This is a genomic window from Phyllobacterium sp. 01N428 (assembly GCF_056399405.1).
This window is the reverse complement of sequence record NZ_JBFTRH010000001.1, coordinates 1,395,463-1,416,323: the sequence shown is the minus strand read 5'-3', so window position 1 is coordinate 1,416,323 and position 20,861 is coordinate 1,395,463. Positions and strand designations below refer to the sequence as shown.

The 20,861-nt window shown below is 60.5% G+C and carries 25 protein-coding genes; 1 reads left to right on the top strand and 24 read right to left on the bottom strand.

The features are described from left to right. Nucleotides 1-118: 118 nt before the first annotated feature. Entirely contained in the window at nucleotides 119-1,654 is a 1,536-nt protein-coding gene (locus AC1DNI_RS06935; RefSeq protein ID WP_477691302.1) for a Do family serine endopeptidase, read from the bottom strand. 185 nt (nucleotides 1,655-1,839) lie between these two features. On the opposite strand from AC1DNI_RS06935, the gene AC1DNI_RS06930 reads away from it, so the two are divergent. Continuing rightward, the gene (locus tag AC1DNI_RS06930; protein WP_477691301.1) at nucleotides 1,840-2,730 is read left to right on the top strand and encodes an MBL fold metallo-hydrolase; all 891 of its coding nucleotides are present in this window, start codon (nucleotides 1,840-1,842) and stop codon (nucleotides 2,728-2,730) included. Between the two features lie 6 nt (nucleotides 2,731-2,736). On the opposite strand, the gene AC1DNI_RS06925 is transcribed toward AC1DNI_RS06930, so the two are convergent. The 23 genes from AC1DNI_RS06925 to AC1DNI_RS06815 form a co-directional block, all read right to left on the bottom strand. Continuing rightward, nucleotides 2,737-3,210, bottom strand: a complete 474-nt coding sequence (locus AC1DNI_RS06925; RefSeq protein WP_153667862.1) for a cytochrome c-type biogenesis protein — start codon at nucleotides 3,208-3,210, stop codon at nucleotides 2,737-2,739. Beyond that, nucleotides 3,207-5,189 (bottom strand): heme lyase CcmF/NrfE family subunit, encoded by a 1,983-nt coding sequence (locus tag AC1DNI_RS06920; protein ID WP_477691300.1) that lies wholly within the window; start codon nucleotides 5,187-5,189, stop codon nucleotides 3,207-3,209. The genes AC1DNI_RS06925 and AC1DNI_RS06920 overlap by 4 nt, the downstream gene beginning before the upstream one ends. Beyond that, the gene (ccmE, locus tag AC1DNI_RS06915; protein ID WP_027229939.1) at nucleotides 5,186-5,632 is read right to left on the bottom strand and encodes a cytochrome c maturation protein CcmE; all 447 of its coding nucleotides are present in this window, start codon (nucleotides 5,630-5,632) and stop codon (nucleotides 5,186-5,188) included. The genes AC1DNI_RS06920 and ccmE overlap by 4 nt, the downstream gene beginning before the upstream one ends. After that, the gene (ccmI, locus tag AC1DNI_RS06910) at nucleotides 5,632-6,813 is read right to left on the bottom strand and encodes a c-type cytochrome biogenesis protein CcmI (protein WP_477691299.1); all 1,182 of its coding nucleotides are present in this window, start codon (nucleotides 6,811-6,813) and stop codon (nucleotides 5,632-5,634) included. Before ccmI ends, ccmE begins: the two co-directional genes overlap by 1 nt. Nucleotides 6,814-6,893: 80 nt before the next feature. Continuing rightward, nucleotides 6,894-7,322 carry a membrane protein gene (locus tag AC1DNI_RS06905; RefSeq protein WP_027229941.1) on the bottom strand — a complete coding sequence of 143 codons (429 nt, stop codon included), beginning with the start codon at nucleotides 7,320-7,322 and terminating at the stop codon, nucleotides 6,894-6,896. A gap of 81 nt (nucleotides 7,323-7,403) precedes the next feature. Next, the gene (locus tag AC1DNI_RS06900) at nucleotides 7,404-8,705 is read right to left on the bottom strand and encodes a sensor histidine kinase (RefSeq protein ID WP_477691494.1); all 1,302 of its coding nucleotides are present in this window, start codon (nucleotides 8,703-8,705) and stop codon (nucleotides 7,404-7,406) included. A gap of 145 nt (nucleotides 8,706-8,850) precedes the next feature. Then, on the bottom strand, nucleotides 8,851-9,522 hold the full coding sequence (locus AC1DNI_RS06895) for a response regulator transcription factor (RefSeq protein WP_477691298.1): 672 nt from the start codon (nucleotides 9,520-9,522) through the stop codon (nucleotides 8,851-8,853). Between the two features lie 22 nt (nucleotides 9,523-9,544). Continuing rightward, nucleotides 9,545-9,799, bottom strand: a complete 255-nt coding sequence (locus AC1DNI_RS06890; protein ID WP_036813231.1) for a hypothetical protein — start codon at nucleotides 9,797-9,799, stop codon at nucleotides 9,545-9,547. A gap of 89 nt (nucleotides 9,800-9,888) precedes the next feature. Continuing rightward, nucleotides 9,889-10,107: a hypothetical protein gene (locus AC1DNI_RS06885; RefSeq protein WP_477691297.1), complete on the bottom strand. Its 219-nt coding sequence runs from the start codon at nucleotides 10,105-10,107 to the stop codon at nucleotides 9,889-9,891. Between the two features lie 25 nt (nucleotides 10,108-10,132). After that, nucleotides 10,133-13,981, bottom strand: a complete 3,849-nt coding sequence (locus tag AC1DNI_RS06880) for a baseplate multidomain protein megatron (protein WP_477691296.1) — start codon at nucleotides 13,979-13,981, stop codon at nucleotides 10,133-10,135. Between the two features lie 13 nt (nucleotides 13,982-13,994). Beyond that, nucleotides 13,995-14,435 (bottom strand): NlpC/P60 family protein, encoded by a 441-nt coding sequence (locus AC1DNI_RS06875; protein WP_477691295.1) that lies wholly within the window; start codon nucleotides 14,433-14,435, stop codon nucleotides 13,995-13,997. After that, complete coding sequence (locus AC1DNI_RS06870) at nucleotides 14,432-15,298, bottom strand: DUF2163 domain-containing protein (RefSeq protein WP_477691294.1); 867 nt, start codon at nucleotides 15,296-15,298, stop codon at nucleotides 14,432-14,434. Before AC1DNI_RS06870 ends, AC1DNI_RS06875 begins: the two co-directional genes overlap by 4 nt. Further along, a complete protein-coding gene (locus tag AC1DNI_RS06865; RefSeq protein ID WP_477691293.1) occupies nucleotides 15,295-15,921 on the bottom strand; it encodes a phage distal tail protein, Rcc01695 family in 627 nt (208 codons plus the stop codon). Before AC1DNI_RS06865 ends, AC1DNI_RS06870 begins: the two co-directional genes overlap by 4 nt. A 12-nt stretch (nucleotides 15,922-15,933) precedes the next feature. Then, nucleotides 15,934-16,482, bottom strand: a complete 549-nt coding sequence (locus tag AC1DNI_RS06860; RefSeq protein ID WP_477691292.1) for a phage tail tape measure protein — start codon at nucleotides 16,480-16,482, stop codon at nucleotides 15,934-15,936. Then, complete coding sequence (locus tag AC1DNI_RS06855) at nucleotides 16,483-16,698, bottom strand: rcc01693 family protein (RefSeq protein WP_477691291.1); 216 nt, start codon at nucleotides 16,696-16,698, stop codon at nucleotides 16,483-16,485. Beyond that, nucleotides 16,695-17,033, bottom strand: a complete 339-nt coding sequence (locus AC1DNI_RS06850; RefSeq protein ID WP_477691290.1) for a gene transfer agent family protein — start codon at nucleotides 17,031-17,033, stop codon at nucleotides 16,695-16,697. Before AC1DNI_RS06850 ends, AC1DNI_RS06855 begins: the two co-directional genes overlap by 4 nt. Continuing rightward, nucleotides 17,026-17,445 carry a phage major tail protein, TP901-1 family gene (locus AC1DNI_RS06845; protein WP_477691289.1) on the bottom strand — a complete coding sequence of 140 codons (420 nt, stop codon included), beginning with the start codon at nucleotides 17,443-17,445 and terminating at the stop codon, nucleotides 17,026-17,028. The genes AC1DNI_RS06850 and AC1DNI_RS06845 overlap by 8 nt, the downstream gene beginning before the upstream one ends. Before the next feature lie 13 nt (nucleotides 17,446-17,458). Continuing rightward, nucleotides 17,459-17,866: a DUF3168 domain-containing protein gene (locus AC1DNI_RS06840; RefSeq protein ID WP_477691288.1), complete on the bottom strand. Its 408-nt coding sequence runs from the start codon at nucleotides 17,864-17,866 to the stop codon at nucleotides 17,459-17,461. Then, entirely contained in the window at nucleotides 17,863-18,012 is a 150-nt protein-coding gene (locus tag AC1DNI_RS06835) for a hypothetical protein (protein ID WP_477691287.1), read from the bottom strand. The genes AC1DNI_RS06840 and AC1DNI_RS06835 overlap by 4 nt, the downstream gene beginning before the upstream one ends. Beyond that, nucleotides 18,009-18,344, bottom strand: coding sequence for a phage head closure protein (locus AC1DNI_RS06830; RefSeq protein WP_477691286.1), 336 nt, complete (start codon nucleotides 18,342-18,344; stop codon nucleotides 18,009-18,011). Before AC1DNI_RS06830 ends, AC1DNI_RS06835 begins: the two co-directional genes overlap by 4 nt. Then, the gene (locus AC1DNI_RS06825; protein ID WP_477691285.1) at nucleotides 18,344-18,907 is read right to left on the bottom strand and encodes a head-tail connector protein; all 564 of its coding nucleotides are present in this window, start codon (nucleotides 18,905-18,907) and stop codon (nucleotides 18,344-18,346) included. The genes AC1DNI_RS06830 and AC1DNI_RS06825 overlap by 1 nt, the downstream gene beginning before the upstream one ends. An 80-nt stretch (nucleotides 18,908-18,987) precedes the next feature. Beyond that, complete coding sequence (locus AC1DNI_RS06820) at nucleotides 18,988-20,235, bottom strand: phage major capsid protein (RefSeq protein ID WP_477691284.1); 1,248 nt, start codon at nucleotides 20,233-20,235, stop codon at nucleotides 18,988-18,990. A gap of 14 nt (nucleotides 20,236-20,249) precedes the next feature. Further along, nucleotides 20,250-20,822: an HK97 family phage prohead protease gene (locus AC1DNI_RS06815; RefSeq protein WP_477691493.1), complete on the bottom strand. Its 573-nt coding sequence runs from the start codon at nucleotides 20,820-20,822 to the stop codon at nucleotides 20,250-20,252. Nucleotides 20,823-20,861: the final 39 nt, after the last annotated feature.

The following is a 20,861-nucleotide window of genomic DNA, read 5'->3' as shown; positions in this document are numbered from 1 at the left end:
AAGTGGTGCCCCAAAAGAAGTGGGCGGCAGATTAATCGAAGGAGATCTGCCGCCCTTGTTTGCGTTGGCGCTTGCGGGGTGGGGGATGTGAAGCGCCGCCGCAACCTTTAGATCAGGATCAACCCTGATTGATCGGCAGCGCCACGAAGCGCGACTGATCGTTGGTCTGGACCTGCAGGAGGACCGCCTTGCGGCCGGCCTTCGTTGCAGAGGTGATCGCCGTCTCGATGTCCGCGCCGCTCTTTACCGGCAGGTTGTTGACCGAAACGATGATGTCACCCGTGGTGATGCCCTTGTCGGCTGCGTCGCCCTGGCGGTCTACGTCGGTAACCACGACACCCTTGCCGTCGTCGGAAGGCATGACGGTCAGGCCGTAGTCATCAAGAGCCGAAGGCTTTGCAGTCTCCTGGTCCGGCTGCGTGTTCTTCGAGGCCAGCTGATCGTCGCCCGGCATCGCCTTGATCGCAACGTTCAACGACTTTGCTTCACCCTTGCGCCATACAGTCAGCTCGACATCCTTGCCCGGATTAATCGCAGCGATCTTCTTGGCAAGGTCACGTGGGTCGGAGACGGTCTCGCCGTTGACGGCCGTGATCACGTCGCCTGCCGATACGCCAGCCTTTGCGGCGGGGCCATCAGCCTGCGGTTCGGCAACGAGAGCGCCCTTCTCTTCGGCAAGGCCAAGGGACTCAGCGATCTCCTTGTTGACCGGCTGAATCTGTACGCCAATCCAGCCACGCGAAACCGATCCGGCCTTGATGAGCTGATCGACAACGTTCTTTGCTGTCGTCGAGGGGATGGCGAAGGCGATGCCGACGCTGCCGCCTGACGGGGAGAAGATAGCGGTGTTGATGCCGACGACTTCGCCGTTGAGATTGAAGGCCGGACCACCGGAGTTGCCGCGGTTGACGGCAGCATCGATCTGCAGGAAGTCATCATAAGGGCCTGCGCCGATATCACGGCCGCGAGCCGAGACGATGCCCGCCGTAACGGTACCGCCGAGGCCGAACGGATTGCCGACAGCAACGACCCACTGGCCGACGCGGATCTTGTTGTCGTCGCCGAACGAGACATAGGTGAACTTGCGCTTGTCGTCGACCTTGAGGACGGCGAGATCGGTACGCTTGTCCTTGCCGATCAGCTTGGCGTCGAGTTCGGTGCCGTCATTCAGCACGACCGAATAGGCGCTGCCGTCTTCAACGACATGATTGTTGGTGACGAGATAGCCGTCTTCAGAGATGAAGAAACCGGAACCCTGGGCAGTCGGACGGATGCGGTCCGGACGGTTGTGATCGCGCGGGCCACCCTTGCGCGGCTCCATGCGCTGGCCGCCTTGGCCACCGAAATCGTAGAAGAAGCGCTTCAACGGATGGTCGTCCGGCAGCTGATCAAGGCCCGGCATGCCCCCCGAACCATCGTCAGCGGTCTGGTGAACGGCGCTCTTGACGCGGACGCTGACAACCGCGGGGCTGACCTTCTCGACAACGTCGGCAAAGCCGGGCTGCTGTGGAGCATCGACACGCACGGCTTCAGCCTGAGCCGGAACGATAGCGGCGAGCGGACCCGTTGCCAGAAAGCCCCCGACGAGCGCCGAGGACAACATTGCGGCAGCGATGCCCTTGCGGAAGTGTGAGGACTTGCGAATATTCGGCATGAATGTATCTCCTTGAAAGTCCGATCGTGAGGAGGACGATCGCTTTATAGCAGTAGTGATACAGATAGGAACGTTACCCCGCTATTTCCGCAACATGACAAATTTGTAAGATTGACGTTGGACGACATGTGGAAAGCTGGCTACAAACCGCAGGCGCTTCCACCTTTTGTTACCTGGAGACACCCATGCCGCCGCTTGGCTCAACGCTGCGTATCCATAAGCCTTACGAAGGCGTTTATGCCTTCTATGATGGACGGATTGACGGGGTGCGCGCCTATTCCGAACGTCCCAACTGGCTGGATGACGGCGCTTATTCGCTTGGCGTATGTTCCTATGCGCTGCTGTCCGGAGATGAGGCGCTTGTCTATGACACGAGCATTTCTCTTCCCCACGCCCGAGCAATTCGCAAGACCCTCGAAGATGCCGGCGCACGCAGGATTATAGTCGTGCTGAGCCACTGGCATGTGGATCACGTTGCCGGCAACGAAGTTTTCGCCGATTGCGAGATCATCGCCAATAGCCTGACGGAAAAGGCGTTGCGCAATCATCGCGACAATCTGGAAAACAGGGATCCGCCAATCCGGCCGCTGGTCATGCCCAACCGCATTTTCGAGGATGAATTGAGCTTGAAGGTCGGTGCGTTCGACATCGATTTGCGCGTCGTCGATATTCACAGCCACGATGGCACCATGATGCTGCTGCCGGCAATGGAGCTGTTGTTTGCCGGCGATGCGCTCGAGGATCCGATAACCTACGTCGCTGAACCCACCCGGCTGAAAGAGCATCTTGCCGATCTCGCCCGCATGGCGACCTGGGATTTCTCGAAGATCCTGCCCAATCATGGCGCAGAGGATATCATTGTCGCGGGCGGTTATGGACGGGGCCTGATCGATGCAACAAGAAACTATGTCGAGAAGCTGATCACGGTGCGCCAAAACAGGGATCTCCCGAGCGGCGACCTAAAGGCATTTGCAGAAGAGGATTTTCGTTCGGGCGCAATCAATTATTTCGCTCCCTACGAGGTCGTGCACCGCGAGAACATCAAGGCAGTTCTCTCCGGAGAGGCGGAAGAATAGTCCGCCTTATTCCTTCGGAGCGGCGAAGATCTTTTTCAACTCGCGTTTTTCGCCATCCGTAAGCGGCGCGATCTGCGTAGGATTAGCGCGGCGCCGCCGTATCGAAATGAGAATTGCAAATCCTCCGGCAACAAGCGCAGCGATGGGAAAGCCCCAAAGCAGGAGCGTTGAGAACTGCAGCCGCGGTTTCAGGAGCACAAACTCGCCATAGCGCGCGACAAGAAAGTCGAGCACCTGCTGGTCAGTATCGCCGGCGACCAGCCGCTCGCGCACCAGCAGCCGCAAGTCCTTGGCAAGATCGGCGTTCGAATCGTCGATCGACTCGTTCTGGCAAACCATGCAGCGCAATTCTGCCGAGATGGTACGCGCACGTTTCTCCAGGGCCGGATTGCTCAACATTTCGTCGGGCGACACCGCCTGCGCCGCGCCAGCCAGGCACAAAGAAATGCCGAGGATAATTAGAACAAGCAGGCGTTTCATGCCGTCGCCCGCGCCTTCGATATCTTCGCTTTCGCCGGAGCACCAATGCGAAGACGCCTGTCGAACAGCGAGAGACAGCCGCCAGCCATCATCGCAACGCCGCCGAGCCAGATCAGAGTGACCAACGGTTTCCACCACACCCTCACAACGACGCCGCCATCCTTGGCCGCATCGCCGAGCGAAACATAGAGCTGGCTGAACCAGAACGTCTTGATGCCCGCCTCCGTCGTCTGCATCTTGCGGACGGGGAAGAAACGTTTTGACGAAAGGAGATCCGTCACTTGCGCACCGGAACTGTTGAGGACGGTAAAGTGACCTTGGTCTTCGGTGTAGTTGGACGATTTCACGGACTCGGTCCGATCAAAACGCAACGTATATCCCCCCGCGGCGATGGTATCGCCGGGCTTCATCACGAGAACGCTTTCCGTTGCAAAAGTCGACACCGCCACGATGCCGAGCAGCGTGACGCCGAGACCGAAATGCGCCAGCGTCGTGCCGAAGACCGAACGCGGCAGGCCGACGAGGCGCTGGAAGGCAGTGCTTGCTGAGGTCTTGCCGAAACCGGTCTTGAGAACGAGATCGGTGAGCGCGCCAAGCATCAGCCAGACTGCGAGACCAATACCAAACGCCGCGAGAACGCCGGACGCCGATGTCTGGTAGAGCACGAGACCAACGGCAATGAGCGCGATAAAGAACGCGGCCATCAATCGTTGCGCTACGGCGAGAATATCTCCGCGCTTCCAGGCAAGGAGCGGTCCGAAGGGCACGGCGGCCAGCAACGGTAGCATCAGCGGGCCGAAGGTGAGATTGAAGAAGGGCGCACCCACCGAAATCTTCTCGCCGGTCAGCGATTCGAGCAGCAGCGGGTAAAGGGTGCCGATCAGCACGGTTGCCGCTGCCGTTGTCAGGAAGAGGTTGTTGAAGACGAGCGCTCCTTCGCGCGAGATCGGCTGGAACAGGCCGCCGGGTTCCAGCGTCTGCGCCCTCCAGGCGAAGAGCGCCAGCGATCCGCCGATGAAGAGCACAAGGATCGCAAGGATGAACAGGCCGCGTCCGGGATCGGTCGCAAAGGTGTGAACCGACGTCAGCACGCCAGAGCGGACGAGGAATGTGCCCAGCAATGACAGCGAGAATGTGAGGATCGCAAGCAGTATCGTCCAGATTTTCAGCGCCGAGCGCTTCTCCATAACGAGCGCCGAGTGCAGCAGCGCCGTTCCCGCGAGCCACGGCATGAAGGAGGCGTTCTCGACCGGATCCCAGAACCACCAGCCGCCCCAGCCAAGTTCGTAATAGGCCCAGTAGGAGCCCATGGCGATGCCGCCAGTCAGGAAAAGCCAGGCGGTCAAGGCCCATGGGCGCACCCAGCGCGCCCAGGCGGCGTCGATCCGGCCGTCGATCAGGGCCGCGACGGCGAAGGAAAAGCAGACCGAGAACCCGACATAGCCGAGATAAAGCATGGGCGGGTGGATGGCGAGGCCGATATCCTGCAGGATCGGATTGAGGTCCTGGCCTTCGATCGGCGCAGGATTGATGCGGGCGAAAGGGTTGGACGTCGCCACGATGAACAGAAGGAAGGCACTGCCGATCCATGCCTGCACACCCAGAACGTTGGCTTTGAGCGCAGGCGGCAAATTATTGCCGAAGAAAGCGACGAGCGCGCTGAAGAAGCTGAGGATCAGCACCCAAAGCAGCATGGAGCCTTCATGGTTGCCCCATACGCCGGTGAATTTGTAGAGCAGCGGCTTTTGCGAATGGGAATTCTCAAAGACGTTCTGCACCGAGAAATCGGAAAGGACATAGGCTGTCGTCAACGCAACGAAGGAGAGCGCGATCAGGGCGAAGACCGTGAAGGCCGCGGGAACTGCGACCGCCATCATCCGCTCGTCGTTGCGGCGCGCGCCCAAAACAGGCAGGACCGCCTGCACTATCGACAAGGCAAGGGCGAGTACCAGCGCGAAATGTCCAAGTTCCACTGTCATTGCTGCTTTGCCTCCCCTTGCCAGACACCCTTGGCTTTCAGACTGTCTGCAACCTCCTTGGGCATGTAGTTCTCATCATGCTTGGCGAGGACGCTATCGGCAACGAATGCACCGCCCGGCGTGAACCTGCCCTCGATCACCACCCCCTGGTCCTCTCGGAAGAGGTCCGGCAAAATGCCCTCAAAAGTCACAGGCACGCTTTTGATGTGATCGGTGACGGCGAAACTTACTTTCGCACCCTCACCGCGTACAACGGTACCCTTTTCGACGAGGCCGCCAAGCCGGAACCGCGATTCCGACTGCATGTCCGTTGCCTGAATATCCGACGGCATGCGAAAGAAGGCGATCTTCTGCTGAAGCGCAAACAGCACGAGTGCTGCCGCGACGCCGAGAACGAGCAGCCCGCCGCCGATCACCGAAAGCCGTTTCTGTTTGCGCGTCATCAATTCTTCTCCGGCGTCCCGGGCTCGTCTTCAAGCCCGAGGTCCTTGGCAACCGCATCGAGCTGAGCGACCTTGTCGGCACTCAGAACTGACTTTGCACGCCCAAGCGCTTCAATCGCATCGTTTGGGCGGTTGAGAACCACGTAGGAGCGAACCAGCCGTTCCCAGCCCTCCACATCATCAGGCGATTGTTTCAATTTTTCGGCAAGCCCGGCGACCATCGTTTCGATCATCTCGGCGCGATCCTGGCTGCTCATGCCGGCTGCCGCTTCGACCTGCGAGGCATCGGGACCCGTCTTTTCGACATTGCTGACATCCGGCGCATCGCCCGAGATTTCCTGGTCCAACCTGGTCAACGCCGCCTGCGCCTGATCGCGCCATGGAACGTCCGCGGGTGCTTCGACCAAAAGCTTTCTGATCAGATCGCGCGCTTCCGTGAGGCGACCCTGCTGCATCCACCCGTCAATGATGAAGAATTGCGGACGCATGTCCTTTGGATCGAGTTCAAGCGCGTGCTTGAAGACGGCCTCCGCCTCAGGCGTGACCTTGCCGTCGGCGGCAGCCGTCATCGCCTGCCCGAGGCCCAGTTGCCGCGTCGCGGTGTCGCCATTGAGGCGGATTGCGTTCTGGAACGCGGTTATCGCATCGGCAGGCCGGCCAATGCGCAGATAGATCGGCGCAAGCACCTCCCAGCCCTGCCCATCGTCCGGGTTTAGCGTAAGATGGGCCTCGGCGCGCGCTATGAGCTCGGCGGGCGTACTCTGATCCGGCGGGCGCGACAGACGCTCGGCCAGCGGCTGCGCCGGAAGATCAGGCGAACCCGTCTTCGTATAAATGCCCCAGGAAATCAGAGGAATGGCAATTACGGTTGCGAGCGTAAGCCATTCGCGCAACGCGCTTTTCTGCGGGCGAACGCTCGTCCTGTCGGCTTCGACAGCCTTTGCAGATTTCAGCAGGCGGCGGCCGATTTCGGCCCGCGCCTGTTCGCTACTTACATGGTCGATGAGCCCGCGCTGTTCGTCCGCGTCAAGTTCAAGCAGCTGATCCCGGTAGACTTCGACATCGTATTGACTGTCCGATGCCGATGGCTTGACGCGGCGCGTCAAGGGCAGAAGCACGAGCAACGTTGCGCCCACGGTCAAAATTGCAGCGGATATCCAGAAAACCATGGGTTGAGACATAGACTCCCATCCGCCTAAAATCCAAGGGATTTCGCAGATAGGGCATTTCGCCGCAAAACTAAAATGTGATCAGATTGCAGCTATGTAAGCGGTGTCCAGCTGCCGTCTTCATTTCGGCAAGCCGTCCCGCGCGCTGATTGCGGGGTGCCGTCTATCCTCACCGTATGCGTGTACTGGCGGCAATTTTGCGATCCCACCTGGTAGGGCTGCGCGGCGACGACCTCCCCGGAGCGAGTGCCAGTGCTGTTCTTCCATTCGACCGTCTTTCCGGCGGGGGAATATTCCAATGCCTGGTACTCGGCTTGCAGGGCGCGCTTGCGATCGGAGGCATCGAGCGACGCATTGCCGACCAGCCCATTGCCGAGGGCTGCAATCACGCCGGAGGCCGGCGCCTTTGCGCCTCCCGTGAGGCCGCTGATCGTTCCGCCGCCACTTTTCGATGCTGAGGTCGTCGAGCAGCCGGCGAGGAGTGCGACCGCTAGGAGGGAAATGGCAATCTCAAGTTTCATCATCTGTCCGTCTACAAATACATCAAATACATGGGCAGCAATCGTTTATGGCCTGATTGAGCGCCGTCTTGCAAGCCTCATTCAGGTTCCGGCGACGGGCAGCGTCAAACGGGCGCTCAAGCCGCCAAGATCGGCACTGCGTTCCAGCCGAAGCGTGCCGCCATATTCACGCACGGTGTCGTGGACGATGGAAAGCCCAAGACCGGTGCCCGGCTTGCTCTCGTCAAGACGCTTGCCGCGCGTCAGGGCATCCTTGATCTGTTCGGGGGCAAGCCCCGATCCATCGTCATCAACGCTGATCTCGAACCCGGCATCTAACTGGCTGAGCCTAAGCCTGATGACGCTATTTCCCCATTTGCCGGCATTCTCAAGGAGATTGCCGACCATTTCTTCAAGGTCTTCCTGTTCGCCTGCGAAGATGACATCGTCCATGTAATTGTCGAAGCGCACTTCCTTGTCGGGATTGAGCTTCGCCGTTACGCGCACCAACCGTTCAAGGATCGGTGTCACCGGCGCTCGAAACACCACGCTGTCGCGCTGGGCGGCGACGCGGGCGCGCTGCAGATAGTGCTGGACCTGAACCTGCATCGCCGCGCTCTGCTCGGCGATGAGGCGCCCCTCGGTGCCGCCGATCGTGCGGCTTTCATTGACAAGGACCGAAAGCGGCGTCTTCAGCGAATGGGCGAGATTTCCGACCTGGGTTCGCGACCGTTCCATGATGCGGCGATTGTTGTCGATCAACGCATTCATCTCGCGGGCAAGCGGCGCAATCTCATCGGGCAGGTTCTCATTGAGGCGTGTTACCTTGCCTTCGCGAATGTCGGTAAGGCTCCTTCGTACACGGTCGAGGGGTCTCAGGCCGAAAAGTATGACGGCAGCGTTGATCAGCGTGCCGCCCAGACCGAAGATACCGAGGTAAAAATACAGCGTATGGCGAAAATTGGCGATTTCGCCCTCGACTTCGCTGAGATTGCCCATGACGCGGAACCGGGCGACACGGTTCTCCGCGTCGAGGACGACTTCCGTTTCAACAACAGAGAGCTGCTGCCCATTTGGTCCTTCTTCCGTGTATGAGCGCTGGAACGAGGTGTCGAAGGGAACGAGGAGGGTGGACGGAGAGTCGATGCTCTTGTCGCCAAGCGAAATGGAGCGGAGCGAGCCCTTGAGATTGTCACCCACCGGCTCGACCGACCAGTACCAGCCCGACATGGGGCTCGAATAGCGCACTTCTCCAGGATCGGGACGGCCTGCAAGTGCGCCGTCATTGACGCTGACCGACGCGATGACGCTGAAGAGATGGGCCGAAAGCAATTGCTTGAAGCTTTGCAGGCGCGCCTCGCCATAGAGCGCCGAGATGATCGTGGCGATCGCGAAAAACGAAATGATGGTCCAGAGCGTCGACAGGGTGATGACGCGCAGGGAAAGCGAACGCAGGCTGGGAAGATAGCTGCTCAGGCGGATGTTCACGCGTCGCCCTTTGTCCTTGTGGTGATCGAAAGGTGGTCGGCAGCCGGCAGGCGGGACACAATCAGGACTTGCTGTCCTGCGATTTGATCCGGTAACCCATGCCGCGGATCGTTTCGATCAGATCCATGCCCATCTTCTTGCGCAGACGTCCAACAAAGACTTCGATCGTGTTGGAATCGCGGTCAAAATCCTGGTCGTAAAGATGCTCGACGAGTTCGGTGCGCGAGACCACTTCGTCCATATGATGCATCAGGTAGGATAGAAGGCGAAACTCGTGCGAGGTCAACTTCAGCGGCGTGCCGTTGACCGTGGCTTTCGATGTCTTTGTGTCGAGCCGCAACGGTCCGCATGTGATCTCTGACGAAGCATGTCCTGCTGCGCGGCGGATAAGGGCACGCAGGCGCGCCAGAACTTCCTCGATGTGAAAGGGCTTCGCCACATAATCGTCCGCCCCGGCGTCGATGCCGGCAACCTTGTCGCTCCAGCGATCGCGCGCCGTGAGCAACAGGACCGGCATGCTGCGGTTGTCCCGCCGCCACTTTTCTAGAACCGTCAGGCCATCCATCTGCGGCAGACCGATATCCAGCACTACCGCATCATAGGGCTCCGTATCCCCCAGGAAGTGCCCCTCCTCGCCGTCAAAAGCCTTGTCGACCACATAGCCGGCCTCGGTCAGCGCTTCGACCAATTGGCGATTGAGGTCACGATCATCTTCGACGACGAGTATTCTCATCCATTGTTTCCCAAGCGCAAACTCAGTTTGCCGGTACGGCCACTTCGACGCGGCGTGGCCGTTCGCCATCCCGGCCCGGAATGAGCACCACGACCACGCAAACTTCCTTGCCGTTCTGCACAACGGACGTGGCGCGCGCAAGGGTGCCGCCTTGCGAGTCAGCGACCTGTTGGCCGACAGACGAACAATCCGCGGCTTGGGCGCTGCCGGCCCCAAGGACGCCAGCGACCGATATAAGGCCCGCAAGGGGCAGGGAGAAAATCAGGTGTTTCATCATGGCGTTATTAGTATCGCTTGGTGTCTGAACGATGCATGAACAGTTGGGATGCAAAGGGCAGGATTGCCACTACGTCACGCCTTTTAACACTATATTTCTTTACGTGAAATGAGCGACGTCGCACTTATGCGGCCAAATAGCGCTGCGATTCCGCTGAGCGCGGTCATGAACTGTACGATGGTCTCGGTGAACTCGGCCGGTTGGATATGGTCAACGGAAATGTTGAAGAAGCCCGAGCAGGATAGCAAAACCGTAACGATCGATGCCCAGATCGTCTTCGAAAGGTACCAGGGTTTTTCATTGGTCATAATCAAATCCCTTTTAAAAATGGCTTTATTTCAATAGGTTATGGCGAATTGCCAAATGAGCCTGCCGGCTGGGTCCCGTGACGGCCGAAATCATCGCGACGTAGAAATCAAAGTCTGCATCAGGATTGCCCAAGTCGTCCCGGCGCTGCGGCAAGCCATAGAGCCAGCTCGGACCAGCAACCTCCGCGGAACGCACCACGCGCTCGCCAAGGCGAATCTCGATGCGGTAGGCCTCTCGTTCCTCGCCGAGTGGTATGTCGGCGGCCAGCCAACTGTCTGCATCGATTCGGCCGCGCCTGATCCAGCGGAACCGCAATTCGCCATTGGCCTCAAGGCTTGCTTGCAAGTGCACCGGCTCAAGCGGTTGCAGAGCGCGCAGACCAGCCGTCGCCGCGACGGTCGTATAGAATTGGTCGGTAAAGTCCTCGCCGGACGCTCCGATGCGCCAATTCAGGGTAAGCCCCGCCTCCTGCGGTTTCAGTCCGATCGGCGCGACGGCACGGTCGAGAAGGATCAATGTCGTATCCGCCGGCCTTGCCTCACGCGCTTCCCGCTCTGTTCCGCACTGCCCACGCAACAGCCCGGACAGCCGCCAGCGATCGCTCTCAACCTCTTCGGCGCTCTGAAACTGCAGCATTTCCCAATGGCCGCCGTCTGCGGTCGCCAGCAAAGCAGTGTTGCCGCCGTTGAGCATTTGCGAAAGGGAAATTGACCGCAGTTCGCTGGAGTGGAGATGAACTTCGAGAAACTGGCCGTAAATGAGCCGTCCGCTTGCGCCACTGCCAGGAAAAGGAACAGTCAGTTCGCCCATTATGGCCTGGTCTGTCAGCTTCGACCGGACTTCGAAGCCCGACATTTCCGGTGAAGCGAAGGCGCTGACCCCACGCCAGGGTTTGGCGAGAGCCGCAATCCGGAATTGGTCCGCAGGCTTTTCGATCCCAGGCCACATCGGCAGATCGATGAGTTCGAAATGCGGCTTCCCGACGATCATGACGCTACCGGCAACGGTGGCCGCAGGAAGGTCTGCCTTGGCGGGGTAGTGGACGTGGCGCGACATCGCCCTCGCGGCAACGCGGCGTGTTCCGCCATCCTCGATGGAGGTGACCACGAAAACCGATGCGGCATTCTCGCCGGGGAACCTGATCTTGTCGCCGGGTTTCAGCGCCGCGTGTTTCCAAGGGAGTTCGCATACGAGCGAACGGCGTGCGGCGCGGCGCGCTTGCAGCCGCTCCTCGGCCAGCGAAACGGCCTGTCCTTCATCGATCATTCCAGCAAGGGTGAGGTTTTCCGTGCCTTTGCCATCGGGCCGTTCGGCGAAGGCCACTGCTCCCTGAAAGTCGAGCAAGGGATCGCGATAGGCAATTTCGACGCGTGACGGCTGGTCCATCAACTCGTCCAACCGCCATTTGACCGGGCCGGAATCCTCCTGTTCCACTATCTCGTCGATCAGAGCCGCCTCGCCGCTGAGCCGCGAACTGCTTCTGAAGATAAGCCGCCCGCCATCCTCGAAGGCGTCGATTCCAAAAAGCGTCAACAACGGCTCGATCGCCGCCCGCACGCTTGTGGGCTCATCAATGACGTAGCCACTGACGAAGCCGTCGACGGCGCTTGTGTCGAAATTTGTCGCCCCAAAATCGCTGAGGATCGCTGAAAGGAGTTCGTCCAGCGCCACGCCGGAGAGCCGTCCGTTCAACCAGTGACCGGTGGTCCAGTTGCCTCCGTCGGCCCACAGCTTGCGATTGAGCGGGAATTCCGGAAACGGCCGCGTGTCCCAGGCCCAGACATAGAGGCGCTCCTTGTCCAGCATCTGGCCACCGCCGCCCGCAATCCAATGACTGAAGTGCGCGCGCAAATAGCGGTTCTGGGCAAGATCATTGCGCCCTTGGTCCGAGAAATATGGAAACGCGCCCTCTGAGGATTTCATGTCCGGAAAGACATTCGGCTGGTTCGGCCCCTTGTCGGCCGCCGGACATCCAAGCTCCGTAAGCCAGACCGGCTTCATCATCGGCCGCCAAGCGGTCGGAGTGGCGCTCTCAACCCCACTGATGCGGTTGAAATGCAGGTTCTGCCACCAGCTCGGAATGTCCTTGTAGCGGTAGATCCATGGCTTGCCTCGCCCATCGGTGATCGGCGTCCGCTTTCGCGTCGTCCGGTCGGCGCTGGATGCGTAGTACCAATCAAACCCTTCACCGGAAGCAATCTGCGATCGCAGGGCGGCGACGTCGTAAGGTGCCGCGAAACCGTCCGGCCCTGGCACGCTATAGTCCTCGTCGCGCCAATCGCTGAGTGGCATATAGTTATCTATGCCAACGGCATTGATGTCGGGATGCGCCCAAAGAGGGTCGAGATGAAAATAGACATCGCCGGACCCGTCCTGCGGATGGTGGCCGAAATACTCGGTCCAGTCGGCGGCATAGGTCAGTTTGCAGCCGGCGCCGACCACCTTACGGACATCGGAAGCGAGTTGGCGCAGCCCGTCGACAAACGGAAAGCCGTTCGACTGGTCCCTGACGATGGTCAGTCCGCACAACTCCGAGCCGATGAGGAAGGCGTCGACGCCGCCCGCCAGTTGAGCGAGATGCGCCATGTGCAATATCATGCGGCGATACCCCCAATCGTCGGTATCTCCCTTGAACTCGACCTGCCCCTTCTTGACGCTGAAGTCTTTTGCCTTGCCGAGAAATGCCGCGATCTGAGCCGCCGCGTTGGCCGTCCGATTGGCGCTGGCGGGCCGCAACGGCGCCGGGTGGCAGGTTATGCGGCCCCGCCACGGAAAGGTCGCTTGACGGCTGCCCCCGTAGGGATCGGGCAGCTGGTTACTGTTTGGAATATCAAGCATGATGAAGGGGTAGAGCGTGACCCCGAGCCCCCTCGCCTTCGCATCCATGATCGCGGCGATCACGCTCGCATCGGACGGCGTGCCGCCGTAGGCCGCGCCCTCTGCGGTCCGCGAGATCAAATGAGCGCCGGAACGGGCGATGCCGCCGGCGCCCCAGGGTTTGCTCTCACCACGCGCCTTTCGCTCCATCACGCCCGGCTTGATCCGGCACTCACCGGCGCGCAGGTCCGTGCCGAACCACGGCACCACGATCGCGACATGCCTCAGCGAGGGGCAAAGCGCCTGTAACTCGTCCATCGAGGCCTGCCAGTCGCTCTGCGCGCGCAGGCAATTGCGATTGAGCGATCGCGTCTCGCCCTTGCTCGGCTCATCAGTCACAAGTTGCGGCGACAATCCGAACTCGGTCGCGCCAGGTATCAAGGCGGCCGCCGGCAGATCACGAGCGGCAGCACCAACGGCGCGCACCACCTCAAACTGGAATTGCGGAATACGCCCGCCAAACTCATCGACAGGCATGCGCTCGAAGACCACATAGGCCGTGCCACGATAGGCGGGGGCATTGCCGGCTCCCTGCTTGGCTTCGATCAAGGGATCGGGCGGTTGGGTCTCGCTGCCCTTATAGACCCGCATCGTGCATTTCGTCTGGTCGAATTCCTTGCCGTCGGCCCACATGCGGCGGATCAGACTGATCTCGCCATTGGCCACAGCGATGGCAAAATTGGCGAAATAGGAATATTCCGTGACTTTCGGCCCGCCCTTGGAGCCGCGCCGATCGCTTTTGACCTCTTCGAAACGCGTCGCCCAGATCAGCGTGCCGGGCAGACGCGCGGTTCCGTAGAGGCGCGGCAGCCCGGCACCTTCTTCTGCAACGGTCGGCCGCATCGACGACATCCGGCCCGTCTCGACGCGCTCACCAAACAGGGCCTGATCGATGAGATAGCCACCGAGCGAGGCGGCCGCGGTCCCGATTGCCGCTGCCACCGTACCCTGGCCGAGCAGCCATCCCGCCGCAGTTGTCAGAACAATTGTTGCCATTTTATTAGATCTTTCAGCAATCTTCTGCCGGTTCAGGAAATGCGAAGGCGCCGGCAACCCGGCGGCGCCATTGCGGCACAAGCGCCGATTCGAGTACCGCGTGTCCTTCATAGGCGTGGATGAAGCGCTCCGGACTGGACAGGATACCGAGATGTTTCGCTGCGACATTGTCGCGCCAGCGAAAAACCAGCAGATCGCCGGTGCCTGCTTCGCAAGGCGGCTTTTCGATCATGTGCCGCTGCGCGGCCTCAAGCAGCGGATCGCCGAAGCCCGCCTCTGCCCAATCCGCCGAATAGGGCGGGATCTGTTGCGGCTCGCCGCCATATAGCGCACGCCAGATGCCGCGAACGAGGCCGAGGCAGTCACACCCGACCTGGCAACGTGATCCTGCATGGCGATAGGGCGTGCCGATCCAGCGGCGCGCTTCGGCAACAGCAAGGTCAGCAGCGGTCATGGTACCAACGGCCCGCCATCAAAATTGCCCTTGCCGTCGGCGTAATTGTAGGCGGCATCGTTGCCCGGCAGATGCGGGAAGCCGCGAAAGTTGGCGCTGTTGCCAAACTTCGCCTTGCATTGGGCAAAACTCTTGTCGCATCCCGGCAAAAGTTCGAAACGGTCGCCGACCTTCGGATCCGGAAATTGCGCGTCGCGCAGGCCGAGCCGTATTCCGCCGCCATATTGCCCGCTGCTTAGAACAACATTTGGCGTGCCGTTCATCCATGTGAGCGCTCCATTGTCAAACCACTGGCCGGTTGGCGGCTGCAAACCCGAGACCACGATTTCGCGATCGGATAAAATCTGGATGACCACGCCGGCCTGTTTAGCCGCACCGTAGCCGCAACGACGGTCTCCGAGTTGGGCGTCGCATCGACGCGTGACGCGCCTGCCGCTGATCTTATCGAGGTCGGCGGCGCTGCTTTTCAGTTCCGCCACAAAACGCCCGCCGGAGCGGGTAATCGCGCCAATTCGAGAACTTCGCAGAAGGGTGCGCTGGTCGGGAGCGCTCCAGTTGACGAGCCAGGTTTCTACCACCGCCAGATCGAATGCCCCGCGTTCGATGTCCGCATCGGCGATGCTCAGAGACGAAAGCGCGCCCTCCACGTCCGCGCTGTCGACGCTGAGCCCCAATGAGGTCGTTGCCTCGCTGCCGCTGAGTCCCGTCTGGGGCTCGCAGGCAACGCCGGCGACGGAGAGTTTCCGGTCGTGATCTGTAAAGCCGAAGACTGCTGCGTCACGTCGGCGGATAATCCAGCAGAAACAATGGGTTGTAACCTCACCTGCAAGATGTGATTCCAGCAATGGCGAAATCTGCGTCATGCCTTCACCTCAATGATCGGTATGGATGGAATTTCGCCCGCCTTGAATGATTTCAGGCTAATCGCCAGCCGATCCGTATCGAAGCGGGCCGGCACGTCGAAGCTGAAACCGGCGGTGATGCTTGCTCCGGCAGGCGGAACCTTTCCCTGCTGGAAACTGACGCGTCCGCTCATGGTATCGACGGCGAAATCGCCGCTACTTCGCTCTACCCCATTGACCGCCATGCGCACGCTGCCGGGCTCTGGCCTGGTGATAGGCCTCACATATTCACCGTACCGCTTGGTCAACTGAAATATAGCGTTAACGCCATCGCCATGCCCAAGCCACTGATCGGCAGGCGAAACCGACTGTCCAGCCTTGCACGACAAATGATCGAAAGGATCGCGGAACCGGAAAGCGTAAAGCGAGCCGCGGCGCGCCTCGAAAAATGTCATTACGCTTTCAAGATCGGCGAGCGACCGAATGCCGGTGCCCGCATCATAGTGACGCCGCGATTGGGCCCAGCGCGCATTGCGCTGTTCGAAACCGGAGGTCAGCGGAACGATCTCATTGCGCCATTCGGGACCGCCCGTCGCGCCGAACGACACGCCGGTTGGGAAACGCACGTCATGGAAACCAGTCATGGTTGATCGCCTTTAAAGGGTTCGCGCCCCGCGTTGAACCGCACGCGCCAGCATGCCGGTCATCTGCGCTTCCGATTTGCGGAATGAGGCGGCATCCGGCGTCGTCACATTGAAAGTAACGTGCACCGGTGCGCCGCCACCCTGGGATACGACGCCAAGCTTGCCGTCGGCGCCGCGCGCCAGCGGCATGATCGCCTCGGCGCCGGCTTCGCCCATCAATCCCAATGCACCGCCATCGTTGAAGTAAGTAGGACTGTTGACCACGCCGCCCTTCGCATGCGGCTTTGCCCCCTGCAGACCGTTGAACAGCCCTTCAAACCAGCCGGACGCCATTTTCTGCAAGGGTGCAAGACCGGCGCCGAGGGCCATGTTGGCAAGGCTCATTCCGAGGTTGCGCAAGACATCCTCAAAACTCCTGCCGCTGACGGCCGCACCCTTCAGCACGTCGCTTATGGTGCGGCCGAATTGCTTCGACCTCGCTTCAAGGTTGGTGAGAACATTTTCAACGGACCTCGCATCGGCCGTAATTTTCAGCGGCACGGCAAATTCTTCGGTGGTCATTCATTGCTCCACATCATCGGGAAACCTGCGCATAAGTTGTTCAATTTCGGATCGTGTAGGTGCCAGGAGCGCACGCGGCCGCGCGAAGGCGGCGTTGAGTTCGCGCAAGGTCATGGCCCAGAACGCCGATGGCGCGAGCCGCAGCAGGCCCAATCCCGCCTTCATGATGGCGTCCCATGGAAAGGCGTCGACCGGCTGATCTGCTGCGGCTTTCAAGGGTTTGGCGGCGCTTGCTCCGATTTTGAATCACCGAAGGTCGCGCTCAGGAGTTCGCTCACGATGGTTGCAAAGCCGGCGGCTGCGCCCTCCGTGCGCATCAGAGCCACTGCCTCTGGCCCTACATCGTTCCCGCCGCCTCTAAGTCCAGCAGCGATGATCTTTATGAGATCGCCCGCAGAAAGCGCGCCGCCGGCGAAGCGTCTCAGCAATGCGCCAAGATCCTCCGCCCCGTAGGCGTCCTCGAGCTCGGCAAGGGCGCCAAGCGTCAGGCAAAGCGTAAAGTCGCGTCCGTCGAGATTGGCGCTGATCTCACCACGGCGGCGATTAGGCATGGGCCGCCTCCGTGAATTCTACAGGACCCGCGGATTCCAGCGCGATTTCGAAGGTCACCTCGCCGTCATGCGCGCCGCCATATTCGAGCGCCATGATCTGGAACAATCCGCGCAGGATGCCGAAATCCGGCAGGACGACCTGCCAATTGGCGATGCTGCCGTCGAAGAAGGCCTGGCGGATGAGCGCGTCGGATTGTGCATCCTTGAACAGTCCAGAGCCGCCGATCGAGGCGCGCTGCACACCGCTTCCGCCGAGCAGTTCGCGCCAGCGGCCGATGGCGTCGGCATCCGTCACGTCTACGGCTTCGGCGTTGAAGGCGATGCGCTTGGAGCGCATGCCGGCGACGGTCATATAGCTGCCGGCGGCATTGGCGATCTTCAACAGAATGTCTTTGCCTCTTTGGGCACCCATCTCGTGTCCTTTCCTATGGCTGTTCTTCGGTGACGGCGCGGTAACGGAGCACACCGAGATAGCCGTCTCGATTGTCTTCGGGCCGCGCCAGCGACGATTGCGGAATCAGGTTGATCAGCCGGTGGCCGGTGAGCGTCAGTTGCGTCCCGGTCAAAAGCCGATCGATTGCATGCATGATCTGCATCACGGATGTGCGGCCGTTCGCGCGATCCCAGACATTCAGCGTGAAGAGATGTTCGCTGCCACGCTCGCTCGCCGTGCTCCAGTCGTAAGTCGTCGAGGCGCCGAGGGTCACATAGGGAAATTCCGCCTGCGCCGGCACGCGGTCGCAGACACGGGTATCGATCAAGCTTTTCAGCGACGCATCTGACTTCAAGAGTGCTAGAACCGCCTTCTGGAGTTCCAGTCCGGCGCTCGTCATCGCTTCGGCTCCGGCTTGGGCTGGCCTGAGACGCGCACCGGTATCTCAGGCTTCGGTGCTGCGATCTCCTTCTCGGATAAAGCGATAGCTTGCCAGCGCAGGGTCCTTATGAGATCGGCGACCGTCAGTTCCATCGTAATTTTCATTGGACCTCCTCGCGCACGCGGCAGACAAGATAGCGGCCGCTCTCATCCGGATCGTGCAGTGTCAGAATCTGGAAAATGCGGTTGCCTTTGCGCAGGCGCATGGCGCTAGTGATATCGCGGCGCATACGCAGGGTTATGCGATGCGTCGCCTCGGGCAGCGCCTGTTCGCCCAGCCAGCGTACCCCTGCGTCTATTGGCTCGACCTGAGCCCAGAGCGTGCCGATTTCGGTCCAGGCGACGAGAAGGCTGCCGGTATCATCCGTGTCGTACCGGGGCTCCTCCAACGACAGTTCCTGCGACAATCGTCCAGGATCGATGAACAGCGTCGGCATCAAAGGGATATCCTGCGCCAAAGGCCGACGGTCCGCTCGAAGGCTGGCGGATAGGAGACTGGCTGCTGCGAGGCATGGAAGACGCCGCGAAACTCATACCAGTGCGCGACAAGGGTCATGATTGCGTGGCGCAAGGCATCGGGGACGTCCGTGCCTGCCTCTCCGAAACCGGCCTCGAAATCGATCTCAAGGCCGGAGAGCGCCGCATGGCTCGGTGCAGCAAGGTAAAGCCGCGCTGGACGGGTCGAACCGTTTAAGTGAATTGAGTCTTGTGCAAGAGCGACCGGCGTCCCGTCGTCTTGGTATGCTGTGACCGAAACAATGGAGCGCAGAGGATATTTGGCAATCTTGATCAAGCCATGCCTTGGCCAGCAATCGGCGTAAAGTCGCCAGGTCTGGGCGACGAGCGCAAGACCGGTCTGCTGTTCCAGCGTTTCACGCGCCGCCTTGATCAGACCCGTCAGGAGCGCGTCCTCGCTGCCATTGTCGAGACGCAAAAACTGGCGCAGTTCCGCCAGCGTCACCGGCTCGAGCGCCGGCGCCGTCAAAATTGCAAGAGTCATGGAAGTGTCCTGATTGGAATCGGTCTTTGGTGCCACACGGCACTCTTCCGCATGGGAAGAGTGCCGCCGCGCCGGTTTCCTTACGAGGCCGCGAACTTCAGGAGTTTGATCGCTGCAAAATCCTGGACCCCGCCGCCGACGCGCTTGGTCGTATAGAAAAGCACGTAGGGCTTGGCTGAGTAGGGATCGCGGAGAACACGCACGCCCGTGCGATCCACGACCAGATAGCCGCGCGCGAAATCGCCAAAGGCGATGGCAAAGCCGCTGCTGGAGATATCCGGCATGTCCTCGGCCTCAGTCAAACCAAAGCCGAGCAGCGACGCCTGCTGGCCCGGTGCGGCAGGCGGTACCCAGAGATAGTTGCCGTCATTATCCTTGAGCTTGCGCACTTCCGCCTGCGTCTTGCGGTTCATCACCCAGTTCGCATTCTGGCGATAGCCGGCCTTTATCGAATAGATCGTATCGAGAAGAATGTCGGAGGCGGCGGTCGCCGGAAACTTCGCTGCGACGCCAGTCGCGAGGAAGCCGATCTTGCCCCAGGCCCAGGCATTTTCCGCCACCGTGTCGTAGTTCAGAAACCCGCGCGGCTTGTTGACGCCGTCGCCGGAGACGAATGCCTTGCCCTCCTGCTCGGCAAAGGCGGTTTCCACCTCCGCCGAGATCCACTGTTCGACGTCGACCGCGCCATCGTCGAGAAGCGACGCGGTCGCCGCCGGCATGGCGTAGAGTTCCATGGTCGGGAACTGCAGTTCCGCCAGCTTGGAGGCATCGGTCTGCGGCCTCGCGTCGGTTTCGCCAACCCAGCCTACCGCCGGCCCCTTGATCGAAAATGGCTTCTTCAGCAGCGAGCTTGAAACCTGCCGCACCGATGCAAGGTTGCGGATTGGCGAGATTGCGGCCAGCCGTGTCCCGATTTCGCGTTCCATCTCCGGGGGCACGAGGTAGCCACCATCGGTGGCGGAGCCGATCGACAGCGCCTTGGCTTCGATCGGGCGCAGACCGCTTTCGTCGCCGCGCCGGACATAATTGTCAAAAGCCGTCTTGTGCTCGAGCGAGACCAAAGGGTCAAAACCACCATCGAGGTGGGGCCGTGCCCGCTTCAGCAGCATGTGGTCGATGACCCGCTTTTGCTCGTCAAGCGCGTCATTGATGCGGTCGAGCTTCTCATTCGTCAGCACGTCCGTGCCGCCCCGGCGCTCGATTTCCGCAAGCCGGTACTCGTTGGTGCTTTTATACTCGTCGAACGAGCGCATGAACGCATCGAAGGAATCGTCCACACTGCTCGCGTTTTTTGTCTCAAGATCAGGCATTGATGTCTGTTGCGTCATCGTTTTTCCTTTGGTCATTGAAATGGCGTTGCGGCTCTGATGTATCTGGCAGCGGCACGAAGCTTGGCCGAGAGGCGCTCCGCTTCGGTATGAGCCTGCCGGGCGAGGCTCTTCACCTGCCCGACGCGGGCCGATGGCAGCATCGGGAATGTCACCACCGAGATCTCCCAGAGGTCGGCTTCCTGGATATGGCGAATGCCGGCCCTGCCGGATCTGGCGCGTACCGTTCGAAATCCGATCGAAAGGCCATCGATCGCCCCCGTTCGCATCAGTTCGAGGATTTCCCCGGCACGGGCGACTCCCTTGGTCAGCCGGCCCTCGACATAGAGACCGCGGTTGTCTTCCCTTATCTCGGTCCATACCCCAATCGGCTGGTTGGGATCGTGCTGCCAGAGCATGCGGATGCCCAGCGCGCCGCGTTCGCGTACCGATTTGGCAAAGGCGCCGGGTTCTATGGCGTCCTTGCCGAGGTCGACCTCGCCAAAGAGGCTGGCGTAACCGGAGAAGCTGCCATCAGGGGTAACCTTTTCGATGGAAAGCCCGGCAAATTTCTTCTCGATCACTGGAGATATCGCCTTAGCGCGCATCCGCGATATCCTTTTTGTTCCATTGCTTGCGTGACAATG